The sequence below is a fragment of the Mycolicibacterium alvei genome (assembly GCF_010727325.1).
Lineage (GTDB): Bacteria > Actinomycetota > Actinomycetes > Mycobacteriales > Mycobacteriaceae > Mycobacterium > Mycobacterium alvei.
Genome location: NZ_AP022565.1, coordinates 2,224,436 through 2,246,995 on the forward strand (window position 1 = coordinate 2,224,436; position 22,560 = coordinate 2,246,995).

At 64.5% G+C, this 22,560-nt stretch carries 24 protein-coding genes; 13 read left to right on the forward strand and 11 right to left on the reverse strand.

Annotation, left to right across the window (positions count from 1 at the left end; all coding sequences use genetic code 11):
• Position 1: 1 nt before the first annotated feature.
• Both G6N44_RS10705 and G6N44_RS10710 read left to right on the forward strand, forming a co-directional pair.
• Positions 2–436 carry a Zn-ribbon domain-containing OB-fold protein gene (locus G6N44_RS10705; RefSeq protein ID WP_163663797.1) on the forward strand — a complete coding sequence of 145 codons (435 nt, stop codon included), beginning with the start codon at positions 2–4 and terminating at the stop codon, positions 434–436.
• 10 nt (positions 437–446) lie between these two features.
• Positions 447–1,463, forward strand: coding sequence for a DUF2889 domain-containing protein (locus G6N44_RS10710; RefSeq protein ID WP_163663799.1), 1,017 nt, complete (start codon positions 447–449; stop codon positions 1,461–1,463).
• Here the strand turns inward: G6N44_RS10710 and G6N44_RS10715 are convergent.
• Positions 1,460–2,461 (reverse strand): aromatic ring-hydroxylating dioxygenase subunit alpha, encoded by a 1,002-nt coding sequence (locus tag G6N44_RS10715; protein ID WP_163663801.1) that lies wholly within the window; start codon positions 2,459–2,461, stop codon positions 1,460–1,462. The genes G6N44_RS10710 and G6N44_RS10715 overlap by 4 nt on opposite strands.
• A 34-nt stretch (positions 2,462–2,495) precedes the next feature.
• Entirely contained in the window at positions 2,496–3,098 is a 603-nt protein-coding gene (locus G6N44_RS10720) for a TetR/AcrR family transcriptional regulator (protein ID WP_163663803.1), read from the reverse strand.
• A gap of 148 nt (positions 3,099–3,246) precedes the next feature.
• On the opposite strand from G6N44_RS10720, the gene G6N44_RS10725 reads away from it, so the two are divergent.
• A complete protein-coding gene (locus G6N44_RS10725; protein WP_163663805.1) occupies positions 3,247–4,488 on the forward strand; it encodes an amidohydrolase family protein in 1,242 nt (413 codons plus the stop codon).
• Between the two features lie 65 nt (positions 4,489–4,553).
• Here G6N44_RS10725 and G6N44_RS10730 read toward each other — a convergent pair whose 3' ends face one another.
• Both G6N44_RS10730 and G6N44_RS10735 read right to left on the reverse strand, forming a co-directional pair.
• The gene (locus G6N44_RS10730) at positions 4,554–4,856 is read right to left on the reverse strand and encodes a hypothetical protein (RefSeq protein ID WP_163663808.1); all 303 of its coding nucleotides are present in this window, start codon (positions 4,854–4,856) and stop codon (positions 4,554–4,556) included.
• A 31-nt stretch (positions 4,857–4,887) separates the two neighbouring features.
• Entirely contained in the window at positions 4,888–6,387 is a 1,500-nt protein-coding gene (locus G6N44_RS10735; protein WP_163663810.1) for a class I adenylate-forming enzyme family protein, read from the reverse strand.
• 134 nt (positions 6,388–6,521) lie between these two features.
• Between G6N44_RS10735 and G6N44_RS10740 the strand changes: the two genes are divergently transcribed.
• The 9 genes from G6N44_RS10740 to G6N44_RS10780 all read left to right on the forward strand — a co-directional run bounded on the left by G6N44_RS10740 (position 6,522) and on the right by G6N44_RS10780 (position 16,424).
• Positions 6,522–7,676, forward strand: a complete 1,155-nt coding sequence (locus tag G6N44_RS10740) for a thiolase family protein (RefSeq protein WP_163663812.1) — start codon at positions 6,522–6,524, stop codon at positions 7,674–7,676.
• A 25-nt stretch (positions 7,677–7,701) separates the two neighbouring features.
• Positions 7,702–8,922: a cytochrome P450 gene (locus G6N44_RS10745; protein ID WP_163663814.1), complete on the forward strand. Its 1,221-nt coding sequence runs from the start codon at positions 7,702–7,704 to the stop codon at positions 8,920–8,922.
• 2 nt (positions 8,923–8,924) lie between these two features.
• On the forward strand, positions 8,925–10,412 hold the full coding sequence (locus G6N44_RS10750) for a class I adenylate-forming enzyme family protein (protein ID WP_163663816.1): 1,488 nt from the start codon (positions 8,925–8,927) through the stop codon (positions 10,410–10,412).
• Positions 10,409–11,566, forward strand: a complete 1,158-nt coding sequence (locus G6N44_RS10755) for an acyl-CoA dehydrogenase family protein (RefSeq protein ID WP_163663818.1) — start codon at positions 10,409–10,411, stop codon at positions 11,564–11,566. The genes G6N44_RS10750 and G6N44_RS10755 overlap by 4 nt, the downstream gene beginning before the upstream one ends.
• A gap of 128 nt (positions 11,567–11,694) precedes the next feature.
• Positions 11,695–12,846, forward strand: a complete 1,152-nt coding sequence (locus tag G6N44_RS10760) for an amidohydrolase family protein (RefSeq protein WP_197907507.1) — start codon at positions 11,695–11,697, stop codon at positions 12,844–12,846.
• A 26-nt stretch (positions 12,847–12,872) separates the two neighbouring features.
• Entirely contained in the window at positions 12,873–13,100 is a 228-nt protein-coding gene (locus G6N44_RS10765) for a hypothetical protein (RefSeq protein ID WP_163663820.1), read from the forward strand.
• Between the two features lie 69 nt (positions 13,101–13,169).
• Positions 13,170–14,288: an acyl-CoA dehydrogenase family protein gene (locus G6N44_RS10770; protein ID WP_163669807.1), complete on the forward strand. Its 1,119-nt coding sequence runs from the start codon at positions 13,170–13,172 to the stop codon at positions 14,286–14,288.
• A 13-nt stretch (positions 14,289–14,301) separates the two neighbouring features.
• Positions 14,302–15,492, forward strand: coding sequence for an acetyl-CoA hydrolase/transferase C-terminal domain-containing protein (locus tag G6N44_RS10775; RefSeq protein ID WP_372508179.1), 1,191 nt, complete (start codon positions 14,302–14,304; stop codon positions 15,490–15,492).
• A gap of 17 nt (positions 15,493–15,509) precedes the next feature.
• The gene (locus tag G6N44_RS10780) at positions 15,510–16,424 is read left to right on the forward strand and encodes an SDR family NAD(P)-dependent oxidoreductase (RefSeq protein WP_179964509.1); all 915 of its coding nucleotides are present in this window, start codon (positions 15,510–15,512) and stop codon (positions 16,422–16,424) included.
• On the opposite strand, the gene G6N44_RS10785 is transcribed toward G6N44_RS10780, so the two are convergent.
• Entirely contained in the window at positions 16,416–16,598 is a 183-nt protein-coding gene (locus tag G6N44_RS10785) for a DUF7156 family protein (RefSeq protein WP_163660022.1), read from the reverse strand. The genes G6N44_RS10780 and G6N44_RS10785 overlap by 9 nt on opposite strands.
• Before the next feature lie 14 nt (positions 16,599–16,612).
• Positions 16,613–17,533: a hypothetical protein gene (locus G6N44_RS10790; protein ID WP_163663822.1), complete on the reverse strand. Its 921-nt coding sequence runs from the start codon at positions 17,531–17,533 to the stop codon at positions 16,613–16,615.
• A 202-nt stretch (positions 17,534–17,735) separates the two neighbouring features.
• On the opposite strand from G6N44_RS10790, the gene G6N44_RS10795 reads away from it, so the two are divergent.
• A complete protein-coding gene (locus G6N44_RS10795) occupies positions 17,736–18,119 on the forward strand; it encodes a MarR family winged helix-turn-helix transcriptional regulator (RefSeq protein ID WP_235682997.1) in 384 nt (127 codons plus the stop codon).
• Between the two features lie 16 nt (positions 18,120–18,135).
• Here G6N44_RS10795 and G6N44_RS10800 read toward each other — a convergent pair whose 3' ends face one another.
• Genes G6N44_RS10800 through G6N44_RS10820 form a run of 5 tightly spaced genes read right to left on the reverse strand, consistent with a single transcriptional unit; the run spans position 18,136 to position 22,552 of the window.
• Positions 18,136–19,149, reverse strand: coding sequence for an NAD-dependent epimerase/dehydratase family protein (locus tag G6N44_RS10800; RefSeq protein WP_163663826.1), 1,014 nt, complete (start codon positions 19,147–19,149; stop codon positions 18,136–18,138).
• Between the two features lie 2 nt (positions 19,150–19,151).
• Positions 19,152–19,514, reverse strand: coding sequence for a hypothetical protein (locus G6N44_RS10805; protein ID WP_163663828.1), 363 nt, complete (start codon positions 19,512–19,514; stop codon positions 19,152–19,154).
• Positions 19,515–19,538: 24 nt separating this feature from the next.
• Positions 19,539–20,360: a mycofactocin-coupled SDR family oxidoreductase gene (locus G6N44_RS10810; protein WP_163663830.1), complete on the reverse strand. Its 822-nt coding sequence runs from the start codon at positions 20,358–20,360 to the stop codon at positions 19,539–19,541.
• Between the two features lie 36 nt (positions 20,361–20,396).
• Positions 20,397–21,341 carry a VOC family protein gene (locus G6N44_RS10815; RefSeq protein WP_163663832.1) on the reverse strand — a complete coding sequence of 315 codons (945 nt, stop codon included), beginning with the start codon at positions 21,339–21,341 and terminating at the stop codon, positions 20,397–20,399.
• On the reverse strand, positions 21,341–22,552 hold the full coding sequence (locus G6N44_RS10820) for a CaiB/BaiF CoA transferase family protein (protein ID WP_163663834.1): 1,212 nt from the start codon (positions 22,550–22,552) through the stop codon (positions 21,341–21,343). The genes G6N44_RS10815 and G6N44_RS10820 overlap by 1 nt, the downstream gene beginning before the upstream one ends.
• Positions 22,553–22,560 lie beyond the last annotated feature (8 nt).

The window sequence follows — 22,560 nt, forward strand, 5'->3', positions numbered from 1 at the left end:
GATGACGACACTGATTACCGAGGGGCTGTTCCGTGTCGACGGCGACCGGACAGTGCTGTTCGCGTCACGACGACGTTCATCGGGTGTGGTGAAGTTCCCGGCCGAACGCCCCGAACTGTTCGATGGTGCGCCGGAGATCCAGGACGATATCGAAGCCATCGAGTTATCCACCGAGGGCACCCTGTACACCTACACCACGCAGGAGTTCCCACCTCCGCTGCCGTACAAGGGCAACCGGTCTCCCGACGTGTTCAAGCCGTACGTGGTGGGTTTCGTCGAGTTGCCCGAGGGCGTGTTGGTGGAGGCCCTGATCGTCGGTGCGGCGCCGGCCGACCTGCGGATCGGGCAACGCCTGGTATCGACTACCACCAATCTGGAGACTGCCGACGGCACCTCGCTGGTGACGTTCGCGTTCTGTCCGGCTGCGGACGCCTAGGGTCAAGGGGATGACCGACCTGGGCACTCCGCCTTTCGGGCTGCATCCCCTGCACGGCCCCCATCAGCCCACGACAGGTAATCCACCACGTCGCCCCGGGTCCGCGCGCCGGACCACGTCGATCGACATGGTCCGCGACGAAGGCGCGCTGGACCCGGTGTATTTGCATGGCCGGGCCCGCGATCTGTGGACGGCGGCCGACGGCACAGCAACCGAATGCGGTATGGCCGGATTATCGGCCACCATCGAGTTGGTCGCCCGCGTCGTGCGTCGCGTGGAGGTCACACCAGCGGTCGCCGCGGTGTCGCATCTCTCCGGAGCACCGGCGATGAGTGGGTTCCGCGCCGCTGTCGACACGGCAGCCCCGGAACTGAGGCAGTCGCGGGACCTGCGCTACACGCTGCTCGACGACGTTCCCGTCGCCACACTCATCTCCGGTCATGCGCTGTCGGCATCCGGCCTTCTCGGGAACGTCGGGCAGTCTGGCTATCTGCCCGTGGCTGATCAATGCGCAGGGTTCGCCACCGGAGGGCTGCTGATGACATCGTTCGAGGCGGGCGATCCTGCCGTGGTTACCGGACCCGAGGCCCCCGACCTCGATCACAGCACCGATCCCCAAGCCTGGCATCAGGTTTCGCAGTTGCCGCGCTATGGCATGCGCCGGCGGCGCCGCATCGACATCTTCGAGGAGACGCCCGAGCGAATCGGGGTCGACGCAATGTTCCGCGACACCTACGTGCGTGGTGACGACGTAGAGACGATCATTCACGAATACACGCTCGCCGCCACCGTAGACGCGACGACCGGCATTATCGTCGACTCCCACGCCACACCGCGGGTGCTGCCGTGGCAGGAATGCCCGGGCGCAGTCGCCAGCGCCGTGCGGATCACCGGAATGACCTTGCGGGAACTGCACTTCCGAGTCCGTCAGGAGCTGTGCGGCACCAGCACCTGCACCCACCCCAACGATCTGCTGCGCAGCGTCGCCGACGCCGAGACGCTGATTGAGCTGGTGCGGGGCGCTTAACGAACCCCGGACACCCTGGAATCGGCCGCGTCAGCGTCGGGATAGAAGTTGCGCGCCCAAAGGCGTAATTGCTTGAACCCTGCGGCTTCCGAGGTGGTCAGCCCCGGAGGATCCATGTACTGCTGGCTGTCCCAGATCGCGATATCGTCCGGCAATGCCGCCTGCGCGGCCGTCAGGCGTTGGGCGTAATTGCCGTTGGCCTCGTCGATCCAGTAGGTAGAGAAGATGTCTGACGTCTCGTCATCGACCGGCGTGGCACAGATCGCGATGACCCGGTACCCCTCACGGGTGTGCTCGCCGTTGAACGCGATGCCAAGGCCGGACCAGTAGATCTCCAAGGTGTTGGTCGTCTCCCCTGCTATGTCGACGCCATCGCTCCAGCGTCTGCCGAAACCGACCTTCGCCGACCAGGTGACGTCGTCGGACTCTTCGCGCAACACGGTCGGGCTGACCGGAGTGTGGTGGACGAATCGGAAATGATGTGGATCGACAGCGTTTTCGGCGATGATCTGCGGGTGCACGTGGACCCCCGGGAACTTGATCCGTGCTTCCGGGCCAACCGGGAGGTACTCCCGATCACGGATATGATGCCCGAGCACCTGTAACCCGTCGGGCACCTCCCACATCGGGCCGCGTCCGGACGCATCGTGCCAGATGTAGATGGAGTCATTGAGTTCGGTCACCGACCAGGACCGCACCTTGCGGCCCCGATTGGGACGGTTCTCATAAGGAATTCGCACATTGCGTCCCTGTCCGTTCCACACCCAGCCGTGGAACGGGCACTGGATACCGTCCTCCACGACGCAGCCGCCTTTGGACAGGTTGGCCCCGAGGTGTTGGCAGTGGGCGTTGAGCACGTGTACCGCACCTTCCAGATCGCGGAAGGCGACGAGTTCGATACCGAAGTACCGCAATCCGATGACATCACCCTCTGCGATATCGGCGCTCCAACCGACCTGGAACCAACCGGTCGGCTGCATGCTGGGCAAGCCCTTCATAGTTTCTTCCTCTTGATCCGGCATGGCGCGCGGGCTACCGCACCACCATCGGACCGATCATCTCGGCGACCACCGCGATCATCTCGTCGCGATCCACGGCGACCGTCTGCCGGTGCACGGTATGCCAGGCCCGGTCCAGCAAGCCCATCACCGCGACGCCGATGACGTCGGGTGAGTGCGCGCCGTCACCCGCGATGGCCTGGCCCAACTTCCACGACGCACGAGTCACCATGCGGTTGCGGGAGTTCCGGAACTCTTCGTCGTCGGGCGCCGATTGCGTCGAAGCCAGCACGAACGCACCATGGTGATCCATGTAATCGAAGTAGTGGCCAACCCAGGCGCGAATGTCGTTGGCGCCGAACGGTGCATCGGCGTCCGCCCACTCGGCGATGACTCCGAGGACCTCGTGGTACGCAGTCTTGCCCAGGACGTTGAAGATCTCCCGCTTGTCCTTGAAATACGTGTAGAAGCCGGCCCGCGAAATGCCACAGGCCTCGGTGATCGCGTTGATCGGCGTGCCGGCGTAGCCACGCTCCAGGAACAGCCGACGACTGGCATCCAGGATGGCCGACCGGGTGCGCTCACCTCGACTGCCGTCCGTTTGCGCTTCCGCCGCAGTACCCGAGGTCACCGTCATGGAGCGAGGATATATGACGACTCTGTCAAGTTCAATAATCACAGTTCACTGTTGTTTCTTTCCATTTGCCTGCGCACACTTGACACTACTGTCAAGTGTGGGTGATGCTCTATCCAAGCCCCACGTTTGACTCAAGGGAGAGACCGCGATGACACAGTCCACTGATCAGTTCACGGATGCACCGATCTTCGATGCCGACCAACACATGTACGAGACGCCCGATGCGCTGCTCAAGTTCCTGCCGGACAAATACAAGTCGAAGGTGCAGTTCGTCCAGGTCGGACGCCATACCCGCATCGCGATCCTGGGCAAGATCACCGATTACATGCCGAACCCGACGTTCGAACGGGTCGCCGCTCCCGGCGCTCACGAAAAGTTCTACTCCGGCCAGAACCCCGAAGGTCTGTCGATGCGGGAAATGTCGGGCCGGGGTATCGATGCGCCACTGGCGTCACGCAATCCGGAAGACCGGATCGCCGAACTGGACCGCCAGGGCGTCGACTCCTGCCTGAACTACCCCACGCTGGCCAATCTGGTCGAGCACTCTTCGGCTGAGGATCCCGAGCTGACCGCGGCGATCATCCACGCGCTCAACCAGTGGATGCTCGAGCACTGGGGCTTCAGCCACGCCAACCGGATCTACTCGACGCCGGTCATCAACCTGGGCATCGTCGATGAGGGCCGCCGCGAGCTCGAATACATCCTGAACAACGGCGCCAAGGTCGCCCTGATCAAACCGGCGCCGGTGTACGGCTACAAGGGTTGGCGCTCCCCCGCGCTGCCCGAGTTCGACCCGTTCTGGAAGGACGTCGAGGACGCCGGATTACCGATCGTGTTCCACGCCAGCCAGCCCCCGCTGCAGGAGTACATCGAGAAATGGGAGCCGGCCGATACCAGCAATGCCTTCGAGATGTCGGCGTTCAAGTGGACCGCGCTCGGCCACCGCGAGATCGCCGACATGCTGACCAGCATGATCTGCCACGGCACGCTGACCCGATTCCCGAAGTTGCGCATCGCCAGCGTCGAAAACGGAAGTGCCTGGATCAAACCACTTTTCGACGACCTGGCCTCGACCTACGGCAAGATGCCGCAGAACTTCCCCGAGCACCCGCACGAGGTCTTCCGCCGCAACATCTGGGTCAGCCCGTTCTGGGAGGGTTCGGTGGCCGATGTGGTCAAAACCGTCGGGTGGGACAAGGTGCTGTTCGGTTCCGACTGGCCGCATCCCGAAGGTCTCGAGACTCCAAAGGGCTACTTCAAGTACGCCGAGGGTATGGACGTTCGCCGCACCTACGACTTCATGGGCGACAACGCAAGGCGCTTCATGGGCCTTCCCATCGCGAACCCCGATCCGGAAGCCGTGAAGCCGCCGGTGCTGGCGAACGCCTGAGCCACAGCCCCATACAAACGAAAAGAGCGCCCGGGCTTACACCCGGGCGCTCTTTCGATACTCGATCAGTCGCTGGCCGGCAGCGGCTTGGCCTCTTTGAGCGCCAGCGCGGTCGTGCCGACGGTAAGAGTTCCCGCTCCGGCCTTGGTGACCAGGACCTCGGCTTCACCCGCGTCGACGTAGCGCTTGCCCATCGCGTTGCCGTCCGCGAAGGCCGGGTCCGGCGTGGCACCATCGGGGCGCGCGGCGTCCAGTGGCAGCATCGGCAGGCCACCACACCGCAGATCGTCGAGGCTCTCACTGGCCTTGACGACGATCACCTGGGTGTCGCACACCTGGCTCTGCAACCGGGTGCCGTTTTTGATCATGTTGTGCTCCTTGATTTTTCGGTGGATCTATTCATTGCTCAGCAGAGGCCAGCCTGAGGTCGTCGAGGATCTCGCGGCGCAGTACCTTGCCGGTCGGGGTGGTCGGCAAGTGCGTGCGGAACACGACACGGTCGGGCGTGCGTGACCCGCGCAGTTTCGTGCGGGTGAATTCACGCAGTTCCTCGGGTTCTGGATCTCGGCCATCCTCCCGCACGATGACCGCGACGATGATCTGACCCCATTCGGCGTCCTCCAGACCGACGACGGCAACCTCGCGGACGTCGGGATGTTCGACGAGCACATCCTCGATCTCCGAAGGTGCGATGTTCTCCCCGCCGCGGATGATGGTGTCGTCGGACCGGCCGCCGATAAACAGGTAGCCCTCGTCATCGAGCATCGCGATGTCCTTGGTCGGGAACCATCCCTGCGCGTCGAGCACCGAGCCGATCTCGGCGTAGCGGCCGGATACCTGTGGGCCACGCACGAACAGCTCACCTGTTGCGCCCGGGCCGAGCACGGTGCCGTCCTCCGCACGGATCTGCACCTCGATGTCAGGGACCGGACGACCGACCGAGCTCAGCCGTCGCGCCACAACGTCATCGTGGGCGCCGTGGGCCCGGCGGTGGTCGTCCGGCGTCAGCACCGCGATGGTCGAGCTGGTCTCGGTCAGTCCGTAGGCGTTGACGAAGCCGACCTGCGGAAGCAGGTCGAGCGCCTTGCGGACCAGTGGTTGCGCGACCTTCGATCCGCCGTAGGCCAGGCTGCGCAGGGTCGGTAGCTCGATGCCTTCCCGCTCCAAGACGGACACGATGCGGTCCAGCATGGTCGGCACCACGGTCGCGGTGGTGACCCGCTCGCCGGCCACGAGACGCACCCATTCCCGCGGATCGAACCGGCGCAGATACACGACTGTCCGGCCGGCGTACAGGTTCGACAGCGCGGCCATGACCCCGGCGATGTGATAGGGCGGCACGCATACCAGCGAGACGTCGGCGGGTTCAGCAGAGCTGAACTCCACAGTGCCCGTGATGTAGCTGGTGAGATTATTATGCGTCAGCTCAACGGCTTTGGGTCGCGACGTGGTGCCCGAAGTGAACAGTACGACCGCTACGTCATCGGGGTCGGCGAACTCCGACGCAGGCTCCGCGGCCCGCGCGGAGGCGATGAACTCGTCGGAACTCAATACCCGGGCGCCTGCCCCGGCCACCATATCGCGGTAATCGTCATCGACCACGATCAACGGGTTGGCCAGCCGCTCGACGAGCTGACCCAGCCCGTCGGCGCTCAACCGGTAATTCAGCGGCGTGAACGCGACGTTGGCGCGTGCTGCGGAGAACATCAGCAGCGGCAACATCGCACCCCCGGTACCCACATAGACGACATGCGACGCTCCTGAACCGGCGATTACGCCCGCACCGCCGTCGGCGAGTTGGCTGAGCTCGGAGGTGGTCAGCCGAATATCGCCGTCCACGAGGGCAACCCGGTCCGGATCGCCCGAAACAGCCATCTCAAGAAGCAACGAGATACTCAACATCCTCAGCTTTCACGCGAGCTTGCCAGTCAGTCCACCAATTGGTGCTGACGCGATTCTAGACCCGGTGCCCGGAATCCGATATATAGTTATAGAGTTAGCGTACTCGAGTCAAAGCACACCACAGGAGCAGAATGAGCAGCACGCCCGATATCGCCATCATCGGCGTCGGTCTCCATCCGTTCGGACGGTATGAGGACCGCTCCGCTCTGGAGATGGGCGCCGTCGCCATCAGCAGGGCGCTGCGTGATGCCGGGGTGCAGTGGTCGGCCGTGGGCAGCCTCTACGCGGGCAGTTTGGAGGTGGCCAACCCTGAGGCGGTCACCGGGCTGGCAGGCATGACCGGCGTCCCCGCGCGGGCAACCCTGAGCGGCTGCGCCACCGGCAACTCGCTGCTGACGCTGGCCGCCCGCGACGTCCAGCTCGGAGAGGCCGACATCGCGGTCGGCGTCGGCCTGGACAAGCACCCCCGCGGCGCATTCGGTGCCGATCCGTCGGTGTCCGGGCTGCCGCAGTGGTACGGCGATCAGGGCATGTTCCTCACGACCCACTACTTCGGCACCAAGATCACGCGCTACATGCACGACCACGGCATCAGCGAGGAGACACTTGCCCGCGTCGCGGCCAAGAACTTCGACAACGGCGCACTGGCTCCGCACGCGTGGCGTCGCAAGCCGATGAGCGTCGAGGCAATCCTGGGCTCGCCGGTCGTGAATGCCCCACTGCGGCAATTCATGTACTGCAACCCGAACGAGGGTGCTGCCGCAGTGGTGGTGTGCCGCGCCGATAAAGCCAAGCAGTACACCGACAACCCCATCTACCTTCGGTCAACCGCCTTGCGCAGTCGTCGTGAGGGCGCGTACGAGTTGCTGCGGACGTCGATCGAGTTGCCCATCGTGCCGGGCACCACCGCCGAGGCGGCCACCGCCGCATACGAATTGGCCGGCATTGGCCCCGACGACGTCGACGTGGCCCAGCTGCAGGACACCGATGCCGGCTCGGAGATCATCCACATGGCCGAGACCGGCCTGTGCAAGGACGGCGAGCAGGAGGCCTTACTCGCCGACGGAGCCACCAAGATCGGCGGTCGGCTGCCGATCAATACCGACGGTGGATTGCTCGCCAACGGTGAACCGGTCGGTGCGTCAGGCCTGCGTCAGGTCTACGAGTTGGTACAGCAGCTACGTGGCACCGCCGGCGACCGTCAGGTGCCCAATGATCCGCGGGTCGGACTCGCCCAGTTGTACGGGGCACCCGGAACCGCCGCAGTCGCCATTCTGTCCAGGTAGCCCAACGAAAAGGGAGTCAGTGCCGATGACCGACATTCAGGCTGAAGCTCAGCGCCGCGCCGAGGTGGACCTCGACCACCATTCGCCGGAGTTCCGTGAAGACCCCTACGGCAAGTTCCGGCAGATGCGCGAGTCCGGCTGTCCGGTGGCTCATTCCGACCATTACGAAGGCTTCTGGGCGCTCACCGACTACGCCTCCGTGTTCGAAGCCGCTCGCGACGACGCGTTGTTCAACTCCTATCCGTCGGTAGGTGTGCCGGCCAGCGATTTTCCGCTGCCGATCCTGCCGATCGAGTCCGATCCGCCGGAGACCCAAGAGTTGCGCGAGGTGACCCTCAAGCGATTCTCCCCAGGCTCCGCAGAGCGGTTTCGGGAGGGCGCGATCGAGATGACCAACGAGGCGATCGACGCGTTCATCGAGCGTGGAGAATGTGATCTCGTCGGCGAGCTGACCACGCCGCTGCCTGCCCGATTGATCCTGCGTCTGTTGAAATTTGACGAGTCGCGCGCGATGGACTGGGTGCACTGGGTACACACGACGGTGCACGACCGCGCCCACGACCCGGAGAAGGCCGGAGCCGCAGGCATGGAGATGTTCGGCGAGATCGTCAAGCACATGACCGAGCGGCGCGCGCAGGGCCTCGGCGATGACCTGTTCAGCGATATCCTGCGCGGCACATTGAACGGTCAGCCGCTCGACGACGGCCAGATCACCATGTACACGGTGCTGATGATGCTGGGCGGAATGGACACCACCAGCGGATTCACCGGCAACGTACTGCTTCGGCTGTGCAAGGACGCTGAGCTGCGGGAAAAGTTCATCGCCGACCCCAGCCTGATCAAGAAGTCCACCGACGAATTGCTGCGGCTGTACTCTCCCACTCTGGGACTGGCCCGCACCGTCTCACACGACGCCGAATTCCACGGCCAACCGCTGTGCCAGGGTGACCGGGCAATTCTGATGTGGGCGGCCGCCAACCGCGACCCAGCCATGTTCGAAAACCCCGACCAGTTGGACCTTGACCGATCGAATGCCAAGAAGCACATGGCATTCGGCATCGGTATGCACCGATGCCTCGGTTCGCACTACGCGAAAATGATGTTCGACGTGATGCTCACCCAGATTCTGTCGCGTCTGCCGGACTTCCAATTGGCCGGTGAGGCAAAGCTGTTCGAGGACGCAGGTGAGGTGTACGCAGTGCGCGAGTTGCCGGTGACATTCGCGCCCGGCCGACGGTCGAGCTGACATTGGCGACTACTGTTGCCGGTCTGCTCGACGAGTGTGCGGCCGCCCGTCCGGATCGGCCGCTGCTGCGCGACACCGCCGGCGCGACACTGACGGTGTCACAGGTCGCCTCGATGTCGGCGACGGCCACGCGGTGGCTGTCGGACGCCGGCGTGCGGCCAGGTATGACAGTGGCCTGGCAGTTGCCCTCGCACGTCACGGCAGCCGTAGTGATGTTGGCACTGTCTCGGATGCCCGTTACCCAGGCACCGGTGCTCCACCTCTATCGCCGACGGGAGGTGAGCACCGCCCTCGATGTTGCACGCGCCGATATCCTGTTGGTCGACAAGACGACTGCCGATAACGCCCCTGCCGGCATCACCACCGTTGTCCTACCCGACGACATCCTCGGACGACTACCTGCTGAGCGGGAACCACACCCAGAGCTCGATGCCCCACGCGCAGCGACAGATCCGCGCTGGGTGTACTTCACCTCGGGCACCACAGGCCGCCCCAAGGGCGTGGTGCATACCGATGCGACCCTGCTCAGCGCGTCGCGCGGATACGTGAGTCATCTCGGCCTCGGCAATCATCCGCAGGAAGTCGGGACCATCGCCTTCCCCATTGCTCACGTGGGAGGAATGGTCTACCTCGCGGCCGCGCTACTCGGCGACTTTCCCGTGCTGCTGGTGCCGAAAGTCGTGCCCGACAGCCTGCCCCGTCTGCTCGCCGAGCACGGCGTGACCGTCACCGGCGCCAGCACCGCCTTTTACCAGATGCTGGTCGCGGCCCAATTCGACGCGAAGACAACCGAACCGCTGATCCCGACACTGCGCATGTTGATCGGCGGGGGCGCCGCCTGCCCGCCCGAGGTGCACCGGCAGGTACGTCAGCATCTGCGCATTCCGGTGGTACACGCGTATGGCATGACCGAGGCTCCGATGGTCTGCGTCAGCGAGTCGACCGACACTGACGAACAGCTCACCAACAGCGCCGGGCGGCCGATCCCCGGATCGCAGGTCCGGATCGGATCGTCCGGTGAGATCGAGGTGCGCGGGGGCAACCTGACGCCGGGCTACGTGGAGGCCGAACAGTGGAACCGGGCCAAGACCACCGACGGCTGGTTTCGCACCGGTGACCGGGGGCACCTACGTCCTGATGGTCGCATCGTGGTCACCGGCCGGACCAAAGATCTGATCATCCGCAAGGGCGAGAACATCGCGCCCGACGAGATTGAGAACGAGTTACTCGCGCATCCGCTTGTCGACGAAATCGCGGTGCTTGGCCAGCCTGACGAGTTGCGCGGTGAGCTGGTGTGCGCGGTGGTGCGGCGCTCGCGGCAGCACCGCGATGTCACCCTCGACGAGCTGTGCAGGTTCCTCGACGAGCGCGGACTGATGAAGCAGAAGTGGCCGGAGCGGCTCGTCGTCGTTGACGATTTTCCGCTGACCGGGTTGGGCAAGGTAGCCAAATCCGATCTGGTCCAACAGATCACAGGAGGAACCCGATGACCGCGCTGGCGGACGACGAACGTCAGGAACTCGCACAGTCGGTGCGTGCCGCCTGCGAGCGGATGGCGTCCGAGGATCGGGTGCGTGCCATCGCCTACGGCGAAGCCGGCGACGGCGGGGACGGCGGCTCCGGTTTCGACACAGTCCTGTGGGACGCATTGTGCAACCAGGTCGGGGTGGCAGCGATCGCGCTGCCCGAGAAGTTGGGCGGCGCCGGTTACGGCGCGTCGGCGCTGGGCGTGGTCGCCCACGAACTGGGCCGCGCACTGGCGCCGGTGCCGTTCGTGAGTTCCGCAGTCTTGGCGACCGGCCTGTTGCTCGAACTGGCAGCACACACCCCAGACTCGGACAAACGGCTGGTCGGACTTGCGGAAGGTCGGCGGACCGCCGCGGCGATGCTCACCGGCGACGGTGGCCTATGGCGCCGGAATGCGGTGACGCTGAATGCGACTCGCAGCGGCGAGCAATGGTGTGTCGACGGCGTTGCTCGTCACGTGCTGGGCGGCAGCGTCGCCGATGACCTCGTCGTGATTGCCAATGCCGAGGACGGCGAGCCTGCGGTGTTCGTCGTCGACTCGGCCGACGACGGCGTCGCCACCGAGCCGGAACAGGTACTCGACCGGACCAGACCGCTGGCCACCGTGACTCTCAGTGCGGCGCGCGCGGTACGCCTCTCCGGCGCCGGTCCGATAGACGAACTCATCCAACGGAACCTCAACGTGGCACTTGCGGTACTCGCGGCCGAACAGGTCGGTACCTGCGAGCGGGTTCTGGAAATCGCCACCGATTATGCGAGGACCCGAGAGCAGTTCGGCCGACCGGTCGGCAGCTTCCAGGCAATCAAACACAAGTGCGCCGACATGCTGGTCGATCTGGAGTGGGCGCGGTCCGCGTCGCAGGCGGCGCTGCAGGCTCTTGACGGCACGGACAGCGATGCCGGGGAAGCGGATTGGCGGGCCAGCATGGCCAAGGCGGTGTGCTCGGAGGCGCTACGCAACGCGGTCCACGCCAATGTCCAGATCCACGGCGGGATCGGCTTCACCTGGGAAGACTCCGCACATCTCTACTTGAGACGAGCCCGGACCGACGAGGTGCTTTTCGGGACCCCAGGTCAACACTGGGACCGTTTGGCGACGTTGGCCAAGTTGGTCTGACCTCGCATTACGCCCAGCCAGGATTCGCTTGCCCACCCCCATTGCGGGTGACTAGACTCACAGTTAAATAACTAAATGTATTTCTCTTTTCCTGCCCGTTTGAACCACAACATCACGAGGAGGCACCTGTGCCGCTGCAGCCCTGGATGGAATTGATCTCCGTCGACGACCACCTGATCGAGCATCCGAAGGTGTGGAGCGACCGACTGCCCACCAAGTACCTGGCAGCCGGGCCGAAGATCATCGAGTGGGAGCGTCCGGACACCGGCCAGATGTGCCAGGTCTGGGAATACGAGGGCCGGATCTACCCGTACATCGGCCTCAACGCCGTCGCGGGCAAGACGCCCGAGGAGTACGGCATCGAGCCGGTGCGCTACGACGACATGATCCCTGGCTGCTACGACCCCAAGGCGCGGGTAGCCGACATGGACATCGACGGTGTGCAGGCGATGACCTGCTTCCCGTCGTTCCCCCGGTTCGCCGGGGCAGTCTTCGCAGAAGGTGAAGACAAGGAGCTCGCCAAGCTGTGCTCGGCCGCGTGGAACGACTTCCACATCGACGAGTGGGCGGCCACGGCTCCAGACCGGTTCGTTCCCGTCGCGATGCTGCCCTTCTGGGATCTCGACGCCAGCATCGCCGAACTTCATCGGGTCGCCGAGAAGGGTGCCAAGTGCGTGACCTTTCCCGACCTACCCGACAAGCTGGGCCTGCCGTCGCTGCACAGCAATCACTGGGATCCGCTGTTCGCCGCCTTCGAGGAGACCGATCTGGTGCTCGCCCAGCACTTCGGCTCGGGCGGCTTTCCGCCGCCGATCGCTCCGGACGCCCCGTTTGCGGTGTTCATCGCACTCATGGGCACCATCTCGATGAACGCGCTGACGGACTGGCTGTTCTCCCCGGCGCTGCACAAGCACCCGAAGCTCAAGATCGGCTTGAGTGAGGGCGGGATCGGCTGGATTCCTTACATCCTCGAGCGTTGCGACAGCGTGTGGCGCAAGCACCGGTATTACCAGAACATCAATCAGGAAGTGCTGCCAAGCGATCTGTTCAGGAAGCACTTCCACGGTTGCTTCATCGAGGATGACTTCGGGGTCGAGGTCCGCCATCACGTCGGGATCGACAACATCACCTGGGAATGCGATTACCCGCATTCAGACTCGTTCTGGCCGCAGAGCCGGGAGCGGGCCGCCCAGGCGTTCGCGAACGTGCCAGACGACGAGGTGCACCAGATGGTCGAGCTCAACACCCGCAAGCTGTACAACTTCCCGCGCGTGGCCTGATCAGCGTGGCCTCAGAAGGGGTGGCCGTGGACCGAATCGAGCAACTCCCCCAATCGGATTGGACGGATCAAGATCTGCTCACCAAGGACGAGGCGCGCGAGCGCCTCGTCGAGGAGATCGCCCGTACCCGGGCGCGACTCGATGAAGTCAGGGCGGGGTCCGGTGATGGAGCCGAGATCACCTTGCTGGAACGCCGACTCGACGCCATGGAGTCCACCAGCAATGAGTACAACGACTATCTGGCCGGGAAGTGACTGCGACCCGACCGAAACAAGGAGTAATACGTGTCGGCTTCCGCTGACGTCGTCGAGGACATCGACGCGATGCGCGCCCAGATCCGCGAGTTTCTGGGCGATGCCCCCAAACCGGTGGGTCTGCGGAACTACGGGCCCACCCCCACTGCGGACGACGTCGGGGCCGGTCAGCAGTGGCACCGGTATCTCGCCGAGCATGGCTACACGTGTTTGCACTGGCCGCTCGAATTCGGTGGTGCTGCAGCCTCGGTGGCATACCAGGCCGTCTTCGCCGAGGAGTGCGCCCGTGCCGGCGTGCCACGTCAACTGAACATCACCGGGGCGGATCTGGTGGGCCCGGTGCTGATCAAGTTCGGCAGTGCGGACCAGAAGGACCGCTATCTGGACGGCATCCGACTCGGCAACGACATCTGGACCCAGTTGTTCTCCGAGCCGGGAGCAGGCTCAGACTTGGCCGGCGTACGGACCCACGCCGAGCGCACCGACAAAGGTTGGCGCGTCGACGGACAGAAGGTGTGGAGTTCGGCAGCTGCATCAGCCGATTACGGTCTGCTGCTCGCCCGCACCGGTCCCGACAAACACCACGGCCTGTCGATGTTCGTTGTGCCGATGGGCATTCCCGGCGTGACGGTGCGCCCACTCACCCAAATGGATGGTGAGAGCAAGTTCAACGAGGTCTTCCTCGACGGTGTCGAGCTGAGCGAGGACGCACTGATCGGTGAGGTCGGTCAGGGCTGGGCGGTGGCAATGGTCACGCTGGGCCGCGAGCGTCTCACCCTGGGTACGCAGGCCGTGGCGATGTTCCAACTGCACGAACAGATGGTCGCGGCAGCCCGTGAACGCGGCTTGCTCGACCAAGTGCTGTCGCGGTCGATGACCCGGTTGTGGGCTCGAATGTGGCTGCTGCGCTTCACCTGGCAACGCGCCATCGATTCGGGCGACCTGACGTCGCCGGCCTTCTCGGTGCTCAAGTTGATGACCTCGGAGACCGACCGGGACCTGGGCGACATGGCCACCGAGGTATTGGGCACCGATGCATGCACCGATCCGGCGGGCCCCGATGACGCTGCCCACCTGGTACATCACATGCTGGTCGGTCGGGCGCAGACGATTCTGGGTGGCACCAGCGAGATTCAGCGCAACATCCTGGGTGAGCGGGTGTTGGGGCTCCCCAAGGAGCCACGATGAGCAGACGAGCACGGTGACCGCGTCGTTGACCGCGGCGACCCTCACAGGGGCGCTGCGCGATGCGCTGCGCCCCGGTATGACGGTGGCTCTCGGAGACGGCGTGGGCCAGTTACGGTGTCTCGACGACGGCACCTCGATCGGAGAGGCGCTCAGCAGTGCGGCGCGCGCGATCGGGTCGGTGCGGCTGGTGCTGGGTTGGCTGCCCGAACCGATCGATGACCTGGACCCCGATGCCTTCGCCGAGGTGGTCGCCCTGATGCCCGGCTGGGGCGTACGTAACATGTTGCGCAGCCCGACGGTGCGCTTCCTTCCAACCCGGCTGGCCGCCACTCCCGCCCTCCTGTCCGACGTGCTGCGCCCACAGTTGCTGCTCAGCCGCCTGGTGCGCCGCGCAGGGGTGCTGCAGTTCGGCACCGAAGTGTCCTGGCAACTCGGGGTGATCGACAGCGGTGCAAGGGTATTCGGCGTCATTGACACCGACACGCCTGCGGCGTCGGCGGAGCGCTCGATTGATCCGGGCGACGTCGAGGTGCTCGGCACGGTTCACGGCGGGCCCATCCGCCGGCCCCAGCGTGAGCCCGAGCCCATCCACGATGCGCTGGCCGATGCGGTGCTGGACTTGGTTCCCGAGGGCGCACGCCTGCAGTACGGGCCGGGGCAGCTCGGCATCGCCCTGCTGCGACGGGCCAAGGTGCCGTTGCACATCGACACCGGCATGCTCACCGACGGCGTCGTGGACCTCGACCGTCGCGGGCTGCTGGCAGGCACCCCGTCGGCGACCTACTTGTTGGGCGACAGGGCGCTTTACGACTGGGCGGACGGACGCCCAATCCTGCACGGGCTGGCCTACACCCACGACTTCACCCGACTGTCCAGGGGCGCACCACTGATCGCGGTGAACACCACCATTGAGCTGGACCGGTACGGTCAGGTCAACGTCGAGGGCTTCGGCGACAAGGTGATCGGCGGCATCGGCGGACATCCTGACTACTGCGCCGCCGCCCGCATGAGCCAGGGCGGCCTGTCGATCATCGCCGTACCGAGTCGGACGAATGGCCGCTCACCACTTGTCGAGCAGCTCAGCAGACCCGCCTCCACGCCTGCGCACGATATCGATGTCGTCGTCACCGAGTCCGGCCATATCGACCTACGCGGCGCCGACTGGTCGCAGCGCAAACAACTGATAACTCAACTGTTCTCGTAATGAAGGAGACAACGCGCATGCATGAGGGCACACTGACCGGCAAGGTCGTCCTCGTGACCGGCGGCGGACGCGGCATCGGCCGCGGCCACTGCCTCGAGCTGGCGCGGCAGGGGGCCGCCGTCGTGGTGAACGACCCTGGCGTCAGCAGGGACGGCTCCAGCGCCGATGGAGCGGGTCCCGCCGCCGAGGTCGTCGCGGAGATTGAGCAGGCGGGCGGAAAAGCCATAGCACACACGGGGTCGGTGTCGTCGTGGGACGACGTCGCCGACATGATCTCCACCGCCGTCGATACGTTCGGCATCCTGACCGGTGTCGTCAACAACGCGGGCATCGTGCGGGACAGCATGGTTGCCACCGCGTCAGAGTCCGATTGGGATGCAGTGATGGCCGTGCACCTGAAGGGTACGTTCGCGGTGACGCGGCACGCCTGCGACTACTGGCGCGCCCAGTCGAAGGCCGGCAATCTGATCGACGCACACATCGTCAACACTGTCTCGGGCGCGGGATTGTGGGGCAACGTCGGCCAAAGCGCCTACGGCGCAGCCAAGGCGGCGATCGCCAACCTAACGGTGGTCACCGCTATGGAGGCGCGTCGCTACGGTGTTGCGGTGAACGCGATTTCACCGCTCGCCGTCACCCGTATCAGTGCGGATTTCTTCGGCAGTGAGCAGGCCGCCGACCCCGCATTGGATCCGGCCCGCAGTTCGGCAGTGGTGGCCTGGCTCCAATCACACGAGTCGTCCTGGCTCACCGGTCAGATTCTGCGGGTGAATGGGCACCGGCTGAGCCGGATCGAGGGGTTCACCGAGGCGCCCGGCCGTTACGACGCCAACGATGGTGTTTCACTGGCGTTTTCCGAGATCGGTCAGGCGGTCAGCTGGCTCTACGGAACGTCGCCACGAGGGTTGGCCGGTCCGCTGCCTTCACACTGAGATGACGATGCCCTGGGTCAGCGCCACGGCAATGCCCAGAATCACCAGAAATACCAGGCATCCGACGACGAGCTTGACGGTCTCAGCCCACAGTGCGGCGTTGCTCTGCGGCGGCAGGAAGAACTCGGCGGGCATGTCCTTCATGCTCATGTGCTTGCGCGATTCTGTGTTCATGCCGTCCTCCCAGGTCATGGAATGTAGGGGCTGCCGGAGCCGGTGAGCCACCGCATGATCAGCAGCGGCACAACGAGGAACAGGAAAAACGATACCTGGAAACCGACGAACCATGTCCCCAGACGCATCAACTCGAATCGCCATCGCGCAATGGTGACCTCGTAGTTGAGGAAGCTGTCGAACTCCTGCTGTTTGGTGGTCGGTGTCGCCGCCTGCATAACCGCGGCACCGCCCTGAGACGTGAGCCCGCCATTCTTCGCCACCCCGTGTGGCGTCTTGGGCCTGGTGAACCGGTCGAGACGGCAGAATCGCTCGAGATGGTTCAGGCCGCGAATCGGGGGCTTGCCCGCCCAGTAGGCGATCAGGTTCGGCCAGGTGCACATGATGCCGATCGTCCACAGCAGCGTGATCCGGCCGCCGTTGCCCCACTCCAGGACCGGGCCGATGCCAGGATCGTAGGTCCACCAACCCATTGCAGTGGCGGTGCCCTCGACGATGAAGTCCCACACATAGTTCACCGGAATCGCCAGGACCACCATCGATTTCAGCATGCTCCAGCCGAATTTGGATGACACCCACTGACTCAGCCATAGCACCAGCAATGCATGCACACCCCAGTAGACGGCATAGGCGAAGGGCATGAACAAGGGGTCGTTGGGCGTCTTCAACGGCAACCACTCCAACAGGTGGTGCTCAGTGAACGCCGGACTGTAGAACAGCTGCTGCCCCCAGTCGCCGATGGTCTCCATCCAGTACACGGCGATGCTGTTGAAGAGGAACAGGAAACCCCAGGTGAACCGCTGCCTGCGAATGACATCGACGATCGCCAGGACCACGAAGATGCTGCCCACGATCGGTATCACCCAGTTGAACACCCAGACCCCGCTGGGATCGAGCGTGGCCGGGGGTACCAACTCCTCCGAGACGGGATACACAGGGTCCCTCCAGTTTCAATATATAGTGAAGTTAGCTTCACCATTTTCCGTTGGAATGTCAACCACGTGTCGGTGGTAACGAGGAAGAGGTGCCCAACTGAACGGCGAACCGATTCGTGCCCCCGCGCGAACAGACCGCGAACTCATCCTGTTTCAGACGAGTTCGCTGCAGCGTCACGCCATCGAATTCGGCGAGTGGATGATGCGTGCCAGCCTCGAACGTGCGCACTCGCTCGGCCATACCGGCCTGCGGCCCGCGCACGCCCGGTTGATGGTCTTTCTCGGCTGGGAGGGTAGCCGCATCTCCGATATCGCCCGCGCCCAAGATGTCTCGAAGAACGCGATCGGCCAACTCGTCGATGAACTCGTGGAGCTGGGCTATGTCGAGCGTGTCGCCGATCCAGAGGACCGACGCGCCAAGATCGTTCGATACACCCATCGAGGGGTCGACATGATGGCCGATGCTGCCGCCGTCGGTGAGCGGCTCGATGCCGAGATCGCAAACATCATCGGAGACCGGCGCCTCGAGCAGCTGCGGTCAGCCCTGGCCGACATCTGCCAGAACCTCGGGCTCGGACCGGCGTAACGAGCCGCTTTCCGTTCTACCGTGCCTCGGCGTCAGCCGAGGCTCGGCGGCGATAGAACTCAACGGCTTTGCGGATCGAGTCGTGGATCGGTTCGGGACGCCACCCCAGTTCCCGCTCGGCCTTGCCGTGATCCATCGGCGACATGATGTGCATCAGCCGCACGCTCAACGTCGACAACAACATGTCGCGGCGAAGCAAGGTTGCGGCCACATCTCCGCCGAACCCCAAGAGGTACATCGCCTTGAGCGGGATCCCGAACCTCGGCCGCTTGGCTCCGGCGGCGTCGGCGGCGGTTTCATACAACTCGCGGGCCGTGATGAACCGTTCGGAGATGATGTAGCGCTCCCCCACCCGGCCTTTGTCTGCGGCGAGGATCAGTGCCCGCGCGGCATCCTCGATACCGACGACCTCCATCGCCATGTCCTTGACGTAGACCGGCATTCTGCCCGCGGCGGCTGCGGCCACCAAAGATCCGTGCGGGGTGGGTTGCCAATCGCCGGGGCCGTAGGTATTGGACACGCACAGTGCGACCGCCGGCAGGCTGCGGTCGCGTGCGTAGTCGAGCACCAGATTCTCGGCTTCGACTCGGGAACGGATGTAGGCCCCGCCCCGATCGAGCCAGTTGAACGGCGCATCCTCGGCGACCGGACTGCCATCTTCGGAGAGCGCAATGGTGCCGATGGTGCTGGTGAACACAAATCGGCGCAGTTCGGCGTCGGCAGCGACCTCGAGAACCTGACGCAGCCCTTCGACATTGGTGCGAAACAGATCAGTCGGGTCACGCAGCCAGGCCCGCGTGTCCACGACGCAGTAGTAGACGTCGTCACAGCCAACCAACGCATCGCGCACAGCAGTGTCGTCGAAGATGTCGCCATACCTGCGGTCCACGTCGAGGTCGTCGATGGCCTTGGTGGAGCTGGTGCGACGAAGCAGAACCCGTACGGATTCTCCACGTTCGACCAGCTGGCGTACCACGTGTGACCCCAGGAATCCACTGGCACCGATTACCAGTTTGGTGCGACCCGCCACCGCTACAACACCCGCGCCGTGGGCGAAGGGGCATGCCGGTAGCGGGCAGTAACAGACAGGTACCTGCGCTGCGGTGGCGGAGTGGACGACTGGATGCGAGAACTCGCCCGGATCTGAGCGACAAGGTCCCGAAGGGTCGGTTCGGCATCATGGCCGACATAGCCCGCCAGCCACGCCGCACACTTGTCGACGACCTCGCCAGGTACCGACAACCTCAATCGCACCACCGCTGCCATCAGAAACCGGGTGGGAGAAAGCGTTTCACCGCTGCCGATACTGGCGTAGAGCTCGGCCCGTTCTACACGGCGTAGATGTGGTCCAACCAGCTCGGCCAGTTCCCAAGCTACCGCTTTGATTTCCGTCATGTCTCGCTTGTCAACCTCATTGCTCTACAGGGCGGTGAAGCCGGCATCGACCGGGAGAGTGGCTCCGGTGATGTACCGCGCTTTGTCGCTGGCGAGCCACACCACCACATTGGTGACATCCTGCGCCTCGATGAACGGAACCGGCAGTAGGTTGGTCGCGAGTTTCGGCACCGACGGATTCTCCTGGAACACCCGGCCCATGTGTTCGTTGAGCACCATGGGAGTAGCCACCCCGGTGGGATGGACTGTGTTGACCCGAATGTTGTGCTCGGCGTACGCGTGTGCGGCCGACCGCATCAGACCCACGACACCATGTTTGGACGAGGCGTAGCCGAACGCGGCCGCCGACCCGTCACCCCCGCGACCGACCAAGCCTTGCGTCGAACTCGTCAAGATGATCGAACCGCCCTGACCCTTACGGATGATCGAAGGCACTGCGGTGACGATCGTGTTCCAGGCGCCAAAGAGATTGGTTTCGACGATATCCCGATAGACCTGCTCGTCGAGCGGGTCGGTCCGTCCGGTCGCGACCACACCTGCATTGGCCACCACGATGTCGATGTCGCCGAGTTCGGCAATCCCCGACTGCACACTGTCTTGTAGATCGGCGAGGTGGCGAACATCGCAGACGTAGGCCGCGACGCGTCGGCCCGTATCCTGAACGAGTCGGACGGTCTCGTCGAGATCCTCTTTGGTTCCGAGCGGGTACGGAATCGAGTCGACATCTGCCGCGATATCGACCGCGATGATGTCGGCGCCTTCTTCGGCCAGCGCCACGGCGTGGCTGCGTCCTTGGCCCCGTGCCGCGCCGGTAACCAACGCGACCTTGCCTGCCAGCTGTTCCATATCGATCCCGTCCTCACACCGCTTTCGACGGCGTGGTTAGCGGCTGAAGTAGGCGAGCGGGCGCTCGACGAACTCGAAGACCACACCGTCGGGTGAGCGCAGGAACGCGATGTGCAATCCCTCGATCTTCGTTCCGGGCAGCGGGCACCACACCGGATCACCCATGCGCTCAACCGAATCGGGCACGGAAGCCAGCGCGTCATGGACGTTCTCCACCCGCAACGCGCAGCGGTACAGTCCCTGACGATTGCCGCCCCACGGTACCGGCGTCGGTGCCGTGCCGGGGTTCTGCACCACCGACACGGTGAACTGATGCCCATCTTCGGCCAGCGCGTAACGCGCTACCGTACAGTCGGTTTCGTCGGTTCCGGCGGGACTGAGTTGGGCACCCGCCACCGCTGCCGTCTTCGGCGCAACCACCTCGTCGAACCCGATCGCGGTCAGAAACTCGCCGGTGGCCGCAGCGTCGATCGCCGCGATCCGGATGCCGTTGAACAGTGCGCCCTTCGACGCATCCGCACCCGCGGGCAGTTCGGTCAGCTCGATCACGACGCCATCGGGGTCCAACGCGAGCACCGACTTCCCGCCCCCGATCAGACCGTCGACCGGCTCCCCTACCGTCAGCCCCGCGTCACGTAGTGCCGTGGCCACACTCTCGATGTCCGCTACGCCCAGCTGCGCGGCGCGAATCCCGGGCCGCACTGGATCAGCACTGGAGTCGCGCCTCAACGCCGGCGAGTAATACTCGATGGTCTCCAACGCGCAGCCGCCCCGGCCACCGCGGGCGTCGTAGAGGAATGAGGTGGCACAGAAGGTTTCACCGTCCAGACCGAGAATCGTCCCGTCCGTGGCGACCACGGGGTCGGTACGCATACGCGCGTTCAGACCGAGCACGTCGCCGTACACCCGTTCGGTAGCATCCAGCGACGCGCAATTGAGGTTGACGTGCAGGAAGCGCCTGGCCAGGGTTTCTGGTGTCACTACAGGACGACCGAGTTGATCTTGAAGTCGATGATCTCGTCTTCGTTGAATCCGAGTTCGGCAAGCACCGCATCAGTGTGCTCACCATGCCCCGGCGCGCAGGTCAGGTCCAACGCCACCTCGTCGAACTGCACGGGGCTGGCCGCCAGTGCGAACTCGTTGTTCTTGGCGTCCGTGACCCGCGGCAGATATCCATTGGCGATCGCCTGCGGATCGCTGTGCACCTCGTGTGCGGTGCGCATGACATCCCAGACGCCGTCGAAGCCTGCAAACGCCTTCTCCCAGTGGGAAAGATCCTCGGATTCGAAGCTACGACGCAACTCGGCGATGCACTCGACCCGGTTTCCGAACCGCACCATGGCGTTGGCGAACCGTTCGTCGTCGATCAGATCGAGCCTGCCCAGCCGCGTGCAGAAGTCGGTCCAGAACCGGTCGGCCTGCAGCAGCACGAACGCAATGAACCGATTGTCACGGGTCTTGTAGATGCTGGCGATCGGGTTGGGCATCTCATCCAGGTTGAACTTCGGAATGTCCTCGCCGGTGACGCCTGACCCGACGATGTCCGGGCCCAGCTGCCAGATCGCGGCGTTGAGCAGCGAGACATCGACGACGGAAGGTTCGCCGGTGCGTTCACGCTTCACCAACGCAGCGGCGATTCCTCCGGCGATTGCCAAGCCGCCGTATGAGTCGCCGAACGCGGGCCGCTGGATCGGCGGGTAGGAACCGGCGCCGTCGGAGTACGCGTCACCGATGCCGCCGCGTGCCCAGTAGGCCGCGAGGTCGAAACCGCCCTGCGAAGCCTGGTCACCCTTGGTCCCGTAGCCATGGCCCCGGGCGTAGATGATCTTCGGATTCCGCGCTCGGACCTGGTCGACATCAATGCCCATCCGCTGGCGCGAATCCGGCAGCAGGTTGGTGACGAAGACATCAGCGGTCTCGATCAGCTTCATCAGCAGCTCCAGCCCCTCGGGTGTGGAGGTGTCCAACCCGATGCTGCGCTTGCCGCGGTTGGGCTGTTCGATGAAGTGGTTCACTCCCCCTGCGCCGGTGACGATTCCGGAGCTGATCAAGCCCCGCTGCGGATCGCCCGTCTCGGGATGTTCGACCTTGATCACGTCAGCACCCCAGTCGGCGAGTACCGCGCCGGCAGCCGGAACGAACGTCCATGCCGCCAGCTCGACCACACGGATTCCATTGAGTATGTCTGTCATTGCCTGCC